A 14902-nucleotide genomic window follows, 5' to 3' on the forward strand; every position below is an offset into this window, starting at 1 on the left:
CCCGGCCCTTCTCCCTTAACCAGGGAGAAGGGAGCTGCTCAGTGTTTGAGCGGATGGAGATCGTCGAGAATGCGTTCGATTTTCTGATTGCTGCGCAGGGCTGTCAGGGCGGTGGGGCTAATGGGGTTGTGACGGATATCCAGTAAGCCGATTCGAATCGCACTGCCGGCCATCAGGCTGGCCCCTGCGTCGGTCAGATTGTTATTGCTCAGACGCAGTTCCCACCACATTTTCTGTCGTTCCAGCACCAGCGGACTCAAACCTTCGTCGCCGAGGTGATTATGACTGAGATCCAGCTCCAGCAATTGTGGCATGGTGGCCAGCACTCTGGCAGATTCGGCGGTCAGGTCGTTATCGGCCATGGCCAGAGCCGTTAGAGAAGGCATGCCCGCCAGCAGATATGCACCTCGATCGCCAAGGTCAAGGCCATTGACTGCAAAATACGACAGGTGCCTCATCTGTGTCAGCATGGCCACCTCGTCGTAGCGACAGTTGCTATAGGAGACGTCCAGGCCGTACAGACGATCATTTTCCGCCAGCGCGTTGAGAGCCGTATCGTCCAGCTGGCTGCCTGCAATATTCAGATAACCAAGAGCTGGATTCGTGAGCAGAGCAAGAATGGCGGAGGATTCCAGATTGTTGTAACTGACATCCAGATGCTTGATGTGCCTGTTTCTGGCCAGCTTTTTCATGGAATCGCCATCGGCTTCGTTGGCGCTGATGGACAGGGAAACCAGCGCCGTATTGCTGGCAAAGGCAGCCACCCCTTCAGGCCCGATGTGATTGTTATTCAGATTCAAATCACTCACGGTCGTATTAGCGGCCAGCTGTATGGCTCCTGTGGCGCCGATGTTGTTTTGCCCTATATACAGATATTCTATATCCGGATTTTTATCGAGGTAGCTGATGAGGGTCGGAATATCCTTGTCCTGCAAGCGGCAGTTTTGCAGATCGAGATAGTGAATAAACCGATGCTGCTCGATAAAGCGCAGGCATTCATTGGGCGAGCCTGACTGACTGGCAAAGAGCGAGCCGCTCAGACAGACAGCCCAGCAGAATTTGAAATACGTCATCTTGCGCAATCCCTTGCCGGATAATCAGGAGCCCGTACCGCCAATGGTCAGGGCATCGATTTTCAATGTAGGCTGGCCGACACCAACGGGCACCGACTGGCCGTCCTTGCCGCACACACCGATCCCGCCGTCGAGAGCCAGATCGTTGCCGATCATGCTGATTTTTTTCATCACCTCAGGACCATTACCAATCAAAGTAGCCCCTTTGACAGGACGCGTGACTTTGCCGTTTTCAATCAAATACGCCTCGCTGGCTGAAAACACGAACTGGCCGGAGGTGATATCGACCTGGCCACCGCCAAAGTTAACCGCATACAGACCGTTTTTAACTGAACGGATAATCTCCTCTGGATCGTGTTGACCGGCCAGCATGTAGGTATTGGTCATTCTCGGCATGGGCAGATGCGCGTAGGATTCGCGACGGCAGTTTCCAGTAAGCGGCATGCCCATCAACCGGGCGTTCAGGCGATCCTGCATGTAATTGACCAGCACCCCGTCTTCAATCAGGGTTGTGCACTGTGTGGGCGTGCCCTCGTCGTCAACCGACAGGGAGCCGCGTCTGTCCGTCAGCGTACCGTCATCCACCACGGTCACCCCTTTGGCAGCCACCTGCTGCCCCATTTTTCCGGAAAAGGCAGACAGGCCTTTGCGGTTGAAATCGCCTTCCAGACCATGCCCTACGGCCTCATGCAGCAGCACGCCGGGCCAGCCTGGCCCCAGAACAACGGGCATGGTGCCGGCCGGAGCGGCCTGAGCTTCCAGATTCACCAGAGCCTCTCTGACCGCTTCACGCGCGTAAGACAGGGCGCGTTCTTCCTGCAGAAACCAGTCGTAGGCCACCCGGCCGCCACCGCCTGAACGGGCGGATTCACGACGGCCGCCGGCGTCCTCAACGATCACGCTGACGTTGATGCTGACCAGGGGTCGAACGTCCGCCACCAGATTTCCCTGGGCGCCTGCAATCATGACCACTTCGTAGCAGCCGGACAGGGATGCGTTGACCTGGATCACACGAGGGTCCATACGTCGCGCTTCTTTATCAATCGATTCCAGCAAGGCGATTTTTTTCAGCTTATCCAGACCGTCAATGGGATTGAGCGCGGCATAACGTGCAACAGCCGGGCCAGGAACGTAGACAGCCGGTGCACTATGTGCACCCGACATGGCAATGGAGCCCGCTGCCGCGGCGGCTTTTTCCATGGCCGGCAACAGAATGTCGTCACAGTAGGCGTAACCGGTTTTATCGCCGCTCACGGCACGAATACCGACGCCGCGGTCGATAGAATAACTGCCGCTTTTTACTTCGGAGTCTTCGAGAAACCAGGATTCAAAGCTGCTGCTCTGAAAATAGAGATCGGCATCATCAATATGCCGCCCCATCATGGAGCGAATTAACTTATCCAGCGCTGATTCATCGAGTGCTGCCGGTTTCAGAATAATGTCTTTTGCAATTGCAAGAGCGTGCGTCATAATCGTACCTGTCTTTATAAAACGTGATGAGAGTTGCTGGGAAATTGCCGCCGCAGTTGCTGCAATCGCTGTAAATCAATAGGGGCACTGATTAAGCCGACACCCGTGGCCTGTCTGGCTATGCTGCTTCCCCACGGCTCGATAATCTGGGAATGACCATAGGTTTTACGGCCATTTTCGTGCAGACCGGACTGGTTGGGCGCGAGCACGTAGCAGAGATTTTCAATGGCTCTGGCACGCAGCAGTACGTCCCAGTGCGCCGCGCCGGTTACGGCGGTAAAGGCGGATGGAACAGAAAGCAGTTCAGCGCCTTTTAACACGAGCTGACGATAGAGCTCTGGAAAACGTAAATCATAACACACACTTAGCCCAATGCGGCCAACGGGCGTGTCCACAACGACCAGCTCATCGCCGGGCTCGATGGTCAGCGATTCCTGATGCGCTTCAGTTTCTGACACGCGAACGTCAAAGAGATGAATTTTATCATAACGTGCAGCGCATTTTCCCTGATTGTCGTAGACGAGACAGGACGCGCGCACCCGGTCTGACGCGGTTTTGATCGGTATGGTTCCGGCAAGAATCCAGAGATTGTACTGTTTTGCGAGGCGGCTGATTGCCTGCTGGATTTCGCCATGACCGAAGGATTCGGCTATTGCCAGTTTGTCCGTTTCCTTCAAACCCATGAATGCGAAATTTTCCGGCAGAGCCACCAGGTCTATGTGTTCGTCCCGCGCCTGGGCGAGCAGTTTTTCGAGTTCATCAAGATTTTTTTTCACAGATGCGGATGAATTCATCTGCACAAGCGCCAGATTTGCCATGGTTCACCTGAGTAATGACTATGAAAGCATTCTACACGTAATTTTACCGGTATCGTAGGGTGTGCTGACAATTCGGGACGAGAGACACATTTCTGTTCACCCATGCTTCTGTTTGCACCAAACCAACAAAAAGATTATAATTTGCCCACCAAGCCCTTTTTGCGAACCAGATGTGCATCCAGAAACATTAAAAAAACTCTGTTATTCTCTCGATTTTTTTTACACACAAACCATCCATGAAAAAACACTGACGGAAACCTATACCGGCGAACTGGATGTGAGCGCGGCAGCGGATAAACGAAAAGACTGCTGGATAAGCGAACGCATCGCCACCGTGGATACTCCCAAAACCCTGCTGCTGACATCCTGGTATTTTAAAAGCCTCAAAGACGATGACCGGGAAATAGTCGTGCAGTTTTTTTTCCACCTGCTTCGCGCCGGCTATTCCATCATGATCAGCACGGCGGATGGAATACAGGCCATTCGTGGCCCGGAAACCCTGCGGCGGCAACTGGCAGAATTCACCTCCCTTGGCGCAACGGACGAACTGCAACGCAATGATCTGGCTATTATTGATGCCGGTAAACTGAAACAGATCATACACATCATCACAATGCAGCATCAGGGCTACACTCATTTTGAAGGATCACACATTCTGCTCAAGGATGATCTCACCGAAAAAGACATATTAGTTCTGGAACAAAATATTGGGTCGCAGGACACGCTGGCATTGAATATACGATCGCTTACCGCCTGGAACGTTACAGGCTCTCCCCTGCTCTGCGATCGGGTCCGCAGCCTGATATTAGAGAATAATCCCGCTGCTCAGAAAGAAGAGGATCTTCTCCTTGTTGTGCAGGCCTTCAAAAACCGGGAAAGTTATTGCTTCGAAAAAGTGACTCTCACCATGAACGGCTTTATTTCGTTGCTGAATAGCGCACCCGGCCTGAAAAAACTGACAATGAAGAACTGTACGATCCAGTCAGAACCCGGTTCTGAATCACAATGGAACGAGATAAGTACCTCCACCCTGACGCATCTTGTCATGGAAGAAGTCAGCATAGCTGAAGCCTGTCCACTGATTCTGGTACATAAAAATCCTCAGCTTGAGCATCTGCATTTTGAAGGCATGAACGATTTTGGTTACCTGTCTTTTGATATTCCACCCGGTTACCTGATTCACTTAAAAGAACTGGCTCTTAGAGATACCAGCATGACCTGGGAACAACAAAAGACGTTGATACTTGCTGCGCCCAATATTGAACATTTTTATCTCCCTTCCGAGTTCTCGGGAGACACAGAGCAGCGTCTTGCCCGGGAGCCTCAGGAAGACGCTGCCCGCCCAAAAAAACAGCAGCGGAGGCCAGTATCAGAGCCTGAACTGATGCCGGCTATGCTGCCGTTGCCTGAGCCTGATTTGCCAGTTGAAAGGCCGGGTACCGGGCTGCCAGTGCGGCGGGAAGGCAAAAGATCGGTCAGAACGGAAGAGATAGCCGCAGGCCAGGACTGGACAGACAAAACGAGCAGACGGAATCTCATCTCACTGGACCTGAGTGGGTGCGAACTGACAGAACAGGATTTAAGAGAAGCGTTTTCAAACCCCAACCTGGCCCATCTGGAACTGTTTGGCTGCAAAAACCTCAACCAGGCTTTGCTGGCCTGTCATGATCTTTATCTCCCGGCCTTAACCTACTGTTCGGTTGACAACACGGATATCAAGGCCGAAGGACTGCAAACCCTGTTTGACATCTGCCCCAATCTGGAAACTCTAAGCATCAGAAACTGCTACCCGGGTAATAATGAGCAAGACAGTCTCTCCCTTTCCGGCAGGCGTGGAGCGCTGCGCAATCTGATTGCGAGTAATTCTCGTTTGAGCGACAGCCAGCTTGACAGTATTTTACGCAACGAACCCAACCTGATCCGTCTCGTTCTGGATCAGGGCGATATCGGCCTGTCCAGCACAATTCGTTATAGTGGCGTTCGGCTGACACCAGGGCAATTACCCTGTCTTGACTATCTGAATTTATCCAGTCTGTCTCTCGAAACGGAAACGTTTAACGCCTTCTGGGAAGCTGCCCCCAATCTTCTGTCACTCTTCCTGATCGATTGCGCCATCATCCTGCCTTCTCATTTAAAAACCAACTCCTTGATGCATTTGGATGCCCATGCCAGCCTCGATGCCGCAGGAGTAAGGGTACTGATCGAAGCCTGTCCCTTGCTGCGTAACATGGATATCTGCAGCTGCGAACTTGAAAATGACCTGTTGAATCCAGATAATCTGGAGCGCCCGGATCTGGAGCTGCTGGTTATCGAAGAGTCCACCAATCTAAACAGTGCACAATTGAATAATCTGCTTCAGACAGGCAGTCACAGTCTGCTGTCATTATCAACTGTCGAGCTGAACGGCTTTAACAGTCTGGATGCGGGAGGAATTCCATGGCTGCACCGTCTGAGAGAACTGAAGCTTGTCCTTGATGAGTCCGACAACAAACGATATGTCTGGGATTTACTTGCAAAAACGCCCAATATTGAACTTTTGATTATGAACAACGAAAGCGACTGCTCCTTTGTTCCAGACGAGTGGCTGACACCCGGCTCCCTGTCCAGGCTGCAGCGTATTGATATCCAGTACATCAGTGTCATCCATGAACTGCTGAATCTCGTTTCAGCAGCGCCTGGCCTCACTGAAATCAGAGTGGATCTGTTGCAGTTTGCCTCATCTGAGTTACATTTCGGGCGCGGTCATCTGCGGCAGTTAAGACGCTTTAGCCTGGGCCGCTCAGACATCAACATCGATCAGTTATACAATATTGTTGAGAACGCGCCCTGCCTGAAAGCTGTCAGACTCGAGAAATGCTACAATCTGAAGTATGAGGATCTGGAGCGGATAAAGCGGGAATATCAGAATATACAATGGGATATCGTGTTATCTGCCCGAAGAAGCCTCACACCCTTGCCCCATACGCTTCCACAGAGAAAGCACGTCTCCCGTTTTTTACCGGCACACACCCCTGATTTATCGCCGGACGGTAATTTTGAACACAATCCAGATACCTGCTACAAGTCCAGGGAGCTCTTTACAATACAACCCGGTACACAGCCGGTTTCGCCAGATGATTATCATTTGTACACACGGCGATGGAATGAGGATCTACAGGCATTTACCTCATATCAACCGGATGAAAAAAATCTCGAACCTGTCACACCGCAGCCTCGTTCTCTGACCGATATTGCACAGTGGCTGACGCAATATGATCCCGGACACTACATGGGCCAGATTGAGCTAAAAAATCTGGACGCCAATACCTGGTATCAGTTTCCTGCTCTCAGCACAACAGACAGCATGAAAGACTTCGCCAGCAGCATCCCCCCTGAGCTGCTTATTCTGCGCCGGGACACCCACACGGGCTACCATTTTTATCGCCTGAGACAGGCGGTGCAGGAAGCGTTTATGCTGCGCTTTACGATTCAATCCGATCTGATAACGGAGCCATTGCCGGCTGACAGCAGCGAACTGGCTATGATTTATCCTCTGATCAGTCAGTTGTCATTTGCTTCCGATAGCCGCCTTATTCAAAATCAGGCCTACAGGCTTTTGCAGCCGCTGGATGATATCATCCTGATTTCAGCCTTACACAATTATTGTACTTTTCAAGTTCCGTCGGATGAATCTGTGCTGCTGCCCGCGCACGCACTGTTTAACCGCATGATCGCCCGCCGTCGGGGCGCGTGTCGCCATCGCGCGCAATTGTTTACAGCTTTGACGCATGGCCTGGGTTTCGAGTCTTTTTATATCGAGAACGATTGCCATGCCTTCTCTATCATAAAAAAAATGGATGGTTCTGTAAGCACCATACCTCTTGGCGGAGCAGATGGCAGCCTGCATATTGAGGAAATAAACGAACAGGCAGTGTGTGACTACATCGTTCCTGAAACGGAGCTTTATGACATCAGCCCGGTACCGGCCAGGCACAGCCATGCTCCGGAACCATCCAACCCCTACCTTTCCTGGAACAATCGCCCTCTGCGGGAATATGAAGCACCCTTTTTGATAAAGGAGTTGCTCACGCGCAGCAAAAGCATCCCCGTACAGCTGATCATCAGCGAGGACCAGGACAGCATCGAGGCCCTGCATCAGTCTTTCAGGCCCGCACCAAACTGTTTTTTCAGTCAGCAACTGGAAGATGTCTCACTGACCAGCAGCCGTATTTCTGGTGATCAGTATCAGAAAGTGCCTGGCCCTGTCGCGGCTTTATTCCACGAGGCGGAAAACAATCCGGACAGCATCCTGACCTGGTTTATAAACTGGTCGGACGCTGAACATAAACACAAAGGCCTGACTACCCTGGCAGCAGGAACCCGCCGCCTGCAGGGGCGTGATTTGCCGGATAATCTTCATCTGGTACTGTTAATCGATCGCAGCACACTGGCCAGAATGGATAACGAATTCAAGTGCAATCTGCCCTGTCGCAGCATGCTGCCGCGTTTACAGACCAGGATACGACCGGTATCAGAAAAAACGATAGACGACCAGGATATACTCATCGTCAATCAAATGGACTGGAAAAAAATCCTGCTGGGTCACTTCAGCATGGAAGGGAGGAGGCATACCTTCATTCCCGGTGCGTTGTTGACAGGCTCCAGCACCATCCACATTCAAAATCCTCCCATGGACAACAGGGCGTTTCGCATGTTTCTTGATGCTCTGGAAAATAATCAGGGGCGCTTCCATTTCAATGGTGAATGGCATGAAATACCTGAAGCCTGTCGTATTGAGCTGCATCAACCGCTCATTAGCTTTCCTTCTGCGTCACGATTCAGCATACATCAGCATGGCGAGCTGATTCTCAATCACAGCAGTTTTCCATCATTTTTTGAGCGCAGCCGCCTGGATGAGAACGGAATTCATACCGTGCCCGGACTGCTGGAGGCTCATCAAGGGCAACGCCTCCATCTCCGTGTGACACAGCAGTTAAGCAGCCTGCACTATTATCAGCTCTGGCAGGAAATACGGCGCTGGTCGATAGCCCCTATTCTGGAGCCGACTCCTTACGTTACTGTGCCCGATGCGCTGACGGATTATTTATCATCGACCATGCCCCTCGCAGCCCGGTCAAACGTGAGGGTTTATGTGTCGAACGATCTGGATTACGCAGCCTGGAAAACGGGCAGCCATGAGACCGTCTCCATCAGTATTGACACCCGTTTCGAATCCCTGTTTATCGAGGCACGCTGCGAAAACGGCGATTTTTATGGTTATGATACCGATTTACTCAAAGCCATCAAGGATGGCAGGGATCTGGTACTGAAAGGCCGCTTCTCTCAGACGCTGATACAGAAAATGCAGTCATTATTTGCCCGCGGGCCGTCATTGCAGATCAACGGCGAAGAGATACCCATCCAAGGCAGACTCACCCTGTTATCAGACGATGAAAGCCTGTTTACCGGGATAACATACCAGCGACTGCACTACGATCCCGAAGAAAGCATGGCGAGGCTGAACGAGGTAGCCAGAAATTCATTGCGCGCCTGTTACCACGAACTGAATATTCAACCCTGTTTCAGCCACTTTAAGACCTGCCCGAAAAACTGGGCGGCGCAGATGCCCTGGGTCAGAGACTTAAAAAAACGCCTGCACCTCGCTGCCGGTATTCCGTCTAAGGAAAACAGCCCTGCGTCCTGCACTGCCGGGATAGTCAGCGGAGCGGACGATTTAATCAGAAAACTCCGCCACCAGCCTTTTGTTTTTTTAATAAGCACATCCGGTGCCGGAAAAAGCCATCTGATGAAAAATCTTCCCCCCGACATTCACGTTTATTACGGTCTGTCTGAGTTGAAAAACTGGCTGAACCACAAAGCCGGCGCAGCGTATTTATTTATCGATGAAGCGAACATATCCACGGACGATTACCTCATTCTCGACAGTCTGGCGCGCCGGGAGCGTGTAATGTGGGTGAACGGCAGATGCTACGAAATTTCCTCCGGACACCGCGTGGTTTTTGCCGGTAATCCCTATGCTTACGGCGGTCGCCTGCAGGCTGATCTGTTCCGCCGGTTTCCAGATTATGCTGAATTCAGAGCGCAGTCTTTGCAAACGATACTGGAACCCATGCTGCGCTCATTTTCCAACCCGGACTGGGCATTTGCTCTGATTAAAAACAGCTACGACCATGCGCTGGAGTCCGGTATCACCATCACCCCACGCAATGCCTTTATGATTTGCCAGCGGGTATTTGAAATGAAAAATGCCCTCGGATCGCGCTGGTTTTCAGAGCATGTCCTGCTGCAGCAGGCGATACTGGACGAACTAAAGGGCCTGCGCGTCTGTACGACCGGCATCAAAACAATTCGCCAGTTTATTAAAGAGGATCTTCTATGGACGTCAAATGGCAAGGCTTTGCAACAGGTACTGCAAAAGCGCATACCCCGACTGCATGATAAAAATTTTCACTGGACAGACACGCGCATCAAAGTAGCATTGGCCTTCCTGGCTTACCTTGCTGTTCAGGAACAGCGTCAACTGGTGCCTTTGGATCAGCGTCAGGCTATTCTCGGTTTTATGCTGGAGGGGCGCGGCCTTGGCAAAGGATTGTTGCTCAGGAATCTGCTTGATAGCCTGACTATTCGTTACTGTGAAGTATCGCTGGATGATCCCTTTGAAGCCCGCCGGCAATTGCTCAAGGCTTACGAAGCAGGCATGCTGGTTTTTATTCCAAAATTCAGCAGCGACGCCGATGAGCGCCTGCTCAATGATTTGCTGTCGGATCTTGATCCGGCAAAAACGCCCGGCTTTGGTGTGATCGCCGTGCATGATGGCGGGGCTTTATCCCAGGCCCTGAGTAATCGCTTTACCTGCCTGAATCTGAAAGGAGACAGCCGCATTGAGGATTTACAGGCAATCGTGAGGAAGCGTCTGAACCCACCCGAGGAGCTACTGAATCGACACGTGCAGGCATTTGTCCATGCCAGGGATTATGGCAGACAGGCAGGCATGAGCCCCCTGCCACGCCCACAGTCCCTGTTTGAACAGGTTCGCAGGGAAATGGAGGAACAGAGTTCGTCTGCGGATTTTGGGTTATACCCAGGGCTGTCCCATCTTAATTTGAGCTGAAATTAATCAGTTGGTGCAATGTGCTCCCTTCTCCCTTGAGGGAGAAGGGCTGGGGATGAGGGTGGTGGGTGTGGCACGACCTGAATAAATACATGGATACGGCTTGCTGAATATCCGCAATTCATATGGTAAGTGCATTTGCCACTGGCGCTCGGTTGATCCTGGCACAACAGAAAGTCGATGAAAAATCCAACGAGATAACGGCGATCCCGAAATTATTAGACCTGTTGGATTTGATGGTGGTCAGCCTATGGATGCTATTGAGTATGATTTGCCAGGAACTAAATACCTGGAAAGCTGTGGACATCGAGTTTTGCGAATATGGAACCATGAGGTATTTTAAAAAATACAGGGTGTGATGGACGGCATTCTTGATTTATCCGAGACTGTGCCACTGCCACCACCCTCATCCCCAGCCCTTCTCCCTCAAGGGAGAAGGGAGCACCTCGTGCCAACTGATTAATTTCAGTTCAAATTAAGATGGGACAGCCCTGGGGGTTATAACCCCCCCCTTTGCTTATGACCTGGATCAGTGCTATAAAACCTCTGTAACTTGTACCTGTATATGCTAAAATATAAGTAACAACCACCAGGAGTCGTAACAATGAATAGAAATGATGTTACAGTTTTAGGTCAACGCAGTGAGTCCGCACTGGCTACCAACAAGGTGCTTCGTAACACCTATATGTTACTGAGCATGACCTTCTTGTTCAGCGCCCTGACTGCCTACGCGTCCTTTGCCATGCAGGCCAGACCTATGAATATCTTTGTGATGCTGATAGGCGTTTATGGCTTGATGTTCCTGACTCAGGCCCTGAGAAACAGCGTCTGGGGTATTGCTGCTGCATTTGCGTTCACCGGCTTCCTTGGCTACACCCTTGGGCCGATTCTCAACATGTATATTGCTAATTTCTCCAATGGTCCCCAGCTGATTGCTACGGCTCTGGGTGGCACAGGCCTTATCTTTTTCGCCCTGTCTGCCTATGTGCTGACCACGCGCAAGGATTTCACTTTCCTGGGTGGGTTTCTGTTCATCGCGAGCATGGTGGCGGTTCTGGCCATGATTGCCAGTATTTTCTTCTCCATACCCGCGCTTAGCCTGGCAATTTCAGCCGCCTTTGTCCTGATTTCCTCTGGTCTTATCCTGTTCCAGACCAGCGCCATTATTCAGGGTGGAGAAACCAATTACATCGTGGCCACGGTTTCACTGTTTGTGTCCATATATAACCTCTTCCTCAGCCTGCTGAACCTACTGAGCGCTTTTTCAGGTCGCGACTGACAGCAACGGTTTAATCTCGAAAAACCGGCCTGTGCCGGTTTTTTTTATGCCTGAAAAACAGTATCCTATGATCGGACTTAAAACAGAGTGGTGATACAGTTACTATGACAAAGCTGCAAAACGTTATTGAGTATATAAAAGATAAAGGGTTTCATGTCAGCCAAAGCGGGCTGGACGTGCGGTTTTTGACAGGACGTGATATTACACATTATCAAAAACGCTCGCCTGGTACGGGTTTTTTCTCTCCGGAAATAATAACGCTGGCATCATCGGAAATCAGCGGGAGGGAGTGTGTTGAGACTTTTTTTTCATTGAATGTCACAGAAGGATTCCGCAGGGAGGTCTATGAGATTCTGAATACCCCGTCTGCACCGGCTTCTGCACCGGAATTTAGATAGTATCAAAGACGCCTTCGTACCGCGGCTTGTCCCTGAGAGATCCACACGAATATTTTATATAACTTGATGTTTTTAAATAAATTATACAAAATTCCCTACGTACCGCGCTTTATGCGCGGTATTCAGAGCAGGCTTATTGAGGCATGACGCGCATGGTTTACTCGGACCATCGTACTGGATACCGCGCATAAAGCGCGGTACGTAGGGGTTTATATTTCGTGTGGATCTCTCAGGGCTTGTCCGCGGTGCGTAGGCGGTGCTTAAGGCTAAATGATCTCTTTGACAACCCGGTCAATGGCCATTAACGAGCGCAACAAGGGCTCCATCTTATCCAGTGGCCAGCTGTTAGGGCCGTCACTCAGGGCCTTGTCAGGATCAGGGTGTGTTTCCATGAAAATGCCAGCGATACCGGCCGCAACCGCTGCCCGTGCCAGAGCGGGAATAAATTCACGCTGACCACCTGATACGCCGTTGTTGCCGCCGGGCAACTGCACCGAATGCGTCGCGTCGTACACCACGGGGCATCCTGTTTCACGCATGATCTGCAGAGAGCGCATATCTGAAACCAGATTGTTGTATCCAAAGCTCACACCACGCTCACAGACCATGATTTGCTGGTTTCCACTCGCCTGAGCCTTGGCCACCACATGCTTCATTTCCCAGGGAGCCAGAAACTGTCCTTTTTTGATGTTGACCGGTTTATTCAATGAAGCGACTTTTTGAATAAAATTGGTCTGACGGCATAAAAAAGCCGGCGTCTGCAATACGTCTACTACACTGGCTACCTCGACCAGCGGCGTGTCTTCGTGTACGTCAGTTAATACTGGCACACCAATCTGTTTTTTGACCTTCTCAAGAATGGTCAGACCGCGTTCGTAACCTGGGCCGCGATAGCTGGTCAGGGACGAACGGTTGGCTTTATCAAAGGATGATTTGTATATAAACGATACCCCAAGACGGGTGCAGATATCTTTTAAATAACCGGCTGTTTCCAGCGCCATTTCCTCACTTTCAATCACACAGGGTCCTGCAATCAGGAACAGAGGATGATTGATACCTGTTTCAAAGCCACATAATTTCATGCTGTTTCCTTTTCATGATGGTGCCGTGCTGCGGACACAAAGCTGGTGAAGAGTGGATGACCGTCACGGGGTGTAGACGTAAATTCGGGATGGAACTGACAGGCCATGAACCAGGGGTGTTCGGCCAGCTCGACCATTTCAATCAATAATCCATCACGCGAACGGCCTGATATGGTCAGGCCATGCCTGACCAGTTCGTCGGCAAAACGATTATTCACTTCATAGCGATGACGATGTCTTTCCGTAATTTGTGTCTTGCCGTAGATTTGACAGGCACGGGATTCCGGATCCAGCTGGCATAACTGACCGCCGAGACGCATGGTTCCACCAAGATCAACATGTTCGTCACGAACAGCAATCTGACCGTTTTCGTCGCGCCACTCGCTTATCATGGCAATAACCGGATAGGGTGTCTGTTTATCGAATTCGGTGGAGTTGGCTTTAGCCAGCCCCAGCACGTTGCGGGCAAACTCGATTACCGCGGTCTGCATGCCAAGACAGATACCAAGGAAAGGCAGTCTGTTTTCGCGCGCGTATTGTATGGCCTTGATTTTGCCTTCGATACCGCGCTCCCCAAAACCGCCAGGAACCAGCAGCGCGTCAACCTGGCTAAGTGCCTCGGTGCCCTGGGTTTCAATCTGATCGGCATCGATGTACACGATCTCAACTTTGGTCTGCGTGTGGATGCCGGCATGGTAAAGCGCTTCGTTGATCGATTTGTAGGCATCGCTCAGCTCGGTATACTTACCGACCATGGCGATCCTGACGGTCATGGTCTGGATGCTTTGCGCCTTGACCACCGCTTCCCATTCGCTCAAATCAGCCGGTTTCAGGGTCAGACCAAGCTTTTTGACAACGATTTCGTCCAGGCCTTTTTCATGCAGAATTTTGGGGATCAGATAAATGCTTTTCGCATCTTCCAGAGAAATTACCCCTTCTTTTTCCACATTGGTGAACAGGGCAATTTTGGCTCGATCGGCCATGGATAGAGGCTTTTCGGAGCGACAAATCAGGATATCCGGCTGAATACCAATGGAACGCAGTTCCTTAACCGAATGCTGCGTTGGCTTGGTTTTGGTCTCGCCCGAGGTGGCAATATAGGGAATCAGAGTTAAATGAATGAACAGGGAACGCTGTGAGCCGAGCTCAATACGCATCTGGCGGATGGCTTCCAGAAACGGCAGCGACTCGATGTCGCCCACCGTACCGCCAATTTCAATCATGGCCACATCAAAACCTTCGGCTCCGGATTTGATGCTGCGACGGATTTCGTTGGTAATATGAGGAATCACCTGCACGGTTCCACCAAGGTAATCACCGCGGCGTTCTTTTTTAATCACAGTTTCGTAGATTTTTCCTGAGGTGAAATTATTACGCTTGGTCATGGTGGTGCGGACAAAACGCTCGTAATGTCCAAGATCCAGATCGGTTTCAGCGCCATCGTTGGTCACGAACACTTCGCCATGCTGAAACGGGCTCATGGTACCTGGGTCTACGTTAATGTATGGATCCAGCTTAATCAGGGTCACGGTTAAACCACGCGCTTCCAGAATGGCGGCCAGTGATGCGGCTGCGATGCCTTTACCAAGTGATGAAACCACGCCACCGGTAATGAATATATAATTTGTCATGAATTACCCCGTTTTGTACTGCCAGTCTGCGTAAAAATAA

9 protein-coding genes and 1 pseudogene are annotated in these 14902 nt (G+C 51.0%); 5 read left to right on the forward strand and 5 right to left on the reverse strand.

Translation table 11 applies throughout. From position 1 onward, the window contains the following. Positions 1-38 precede the first annotated feature (38 nt). From ACQUTA_RS11905 to ACQUTA_RS11915, 3 genes are read right to left on the reverse strand one after another with little or no spacing between them, the layout of a single operon-like run. A complete protein-coding gene (locus ACQUTA_RS11905; RefSeq protein WP_444988478.1) occupies positions 39-1073 on the reverse strand; it encodes a leucine-rich repeat domain-containing protein in 1035 nt (344 codons plus the stop codon). A 24-nt stretch (positions 1074-1097) separates the two neighbouring features. Then, positions 1098-2543, reverse strand: a complete 1446-nt coding sequence (gene tldD / locus ACQUTA_RS11910; RefSeq protein WP_444988479.1) for a metalloprotease TldD — start codon at positions 2541-2543, stop codon at positions 1098-1100. Between the two features lie 14 nt (positions 2544-2557). Then, positions 2558-3361 (reverse strand): carbon-nitrogen hydrolase family protein, encoded by an 804-nt coding sequence (locus tag ACQUTA_RS11915; protein WP_444988480.1) that lies wholly within the window; start codon positions 3359-3361, stop codon positions 2558-2560. Between the two features lie 172 nt (positions 3362-3533). Between ACQUTA_RS11915 and ACQUTA_RS11920 the strand changes: the two genes are divergently transcribed. The 5 genes and pseudogenes from ACQUTA_RS11920 (at position 3534) to ACQUTA_RS11940 (ending at position 12149) form a co-directional block, all read left to right on the forward strand. Then, positions 3534-10472: a leucine-rich repeat domain-containing protein gene (locus ACQUTA_RS11920; RefSeq protein ID WP_444988481.1), complete on the forward strand. Its 6939-nt coding sequence runs from the start codon at positions 3534-3536 to the stop codon at positions 10470-10472. Positions 10473-10585: 113 nt separating this feature from the next. Beyond that, positions 10586-10708: pseudogene (locus ACQUTA_RS11925) on the forward strand (ISAs1 family transposase); the annotation flags it as partial. Between the two features lie 14 nt (positions 10709-10722). After that, positions 10723-10815 (forward strand): DUF559 domain-containing protein, encoded by a 93-nt coding sequence (locus ACQUTA_RS11930; protein WP_444988482.1) that lies wholly within the window; start codon positions 10723-10725, stop codon positions 10813-10815. Positions 10816-11076: 261 nt separating this feature from the next. Further along, the gene (locus ACQUTA_RS11935) at positions 11077-11751 is read left to right on the forward strand and encodes a Bax inhibitor-1/YccA family protein (RefSeq protein ID WP_444988483.1); all 675 of its coding nucleotides are present in this window, start codon (positions 11077-11079) and stop codon (positions 11749-11751) included. A gap of 104 nt (positions 11752-11855) precedes the next feature. Continuing rightward, on the forward strand, positions 11856-12149 hold the full coding sequence (locus tag ACQUTA_RS11940) for a hypothetical protein (RefSeq protein WP_444988484.1): 294 nt from the start codon (positions 11856-11858) through the stop codon (positions 12147-12149). A 266-nt stretch (positions 12150-12415) separates the two neighbouring features. Here ACQUTA_RS11940 and kdsA read toward each other — a convergent pair whose 3' ends face one another. Further along, positions 12416-13231 carry a 3-deoxy-8-phosphooctulonate synthase gene (gene kdsA, locus ACQUTA_RS11945; protein WP_444988485.1) on the reverse strand — a complete coding sequence of 272 codons (816 nt, stop codon included), beginning with the start codon at positions 13229-13231 and terminating at the stop codon, positions 12416-12418. Next, entirely contained in the window at positions 13228-14862 is a 1635-nt protein-coding gene (pyrG, locus tag ACQUTA_RS11950) for a CTP synthase (protein ID WP_444988486.1), read from the reverse strand. Before pyrG ends, kdsA begins: the two co-directional genes overlap by 4 nt. Positions 14863-14902 lie beyond the last annotated feature (40 nt).

Source organism: Legionella navarrensis, assembly GCF_052527415.1.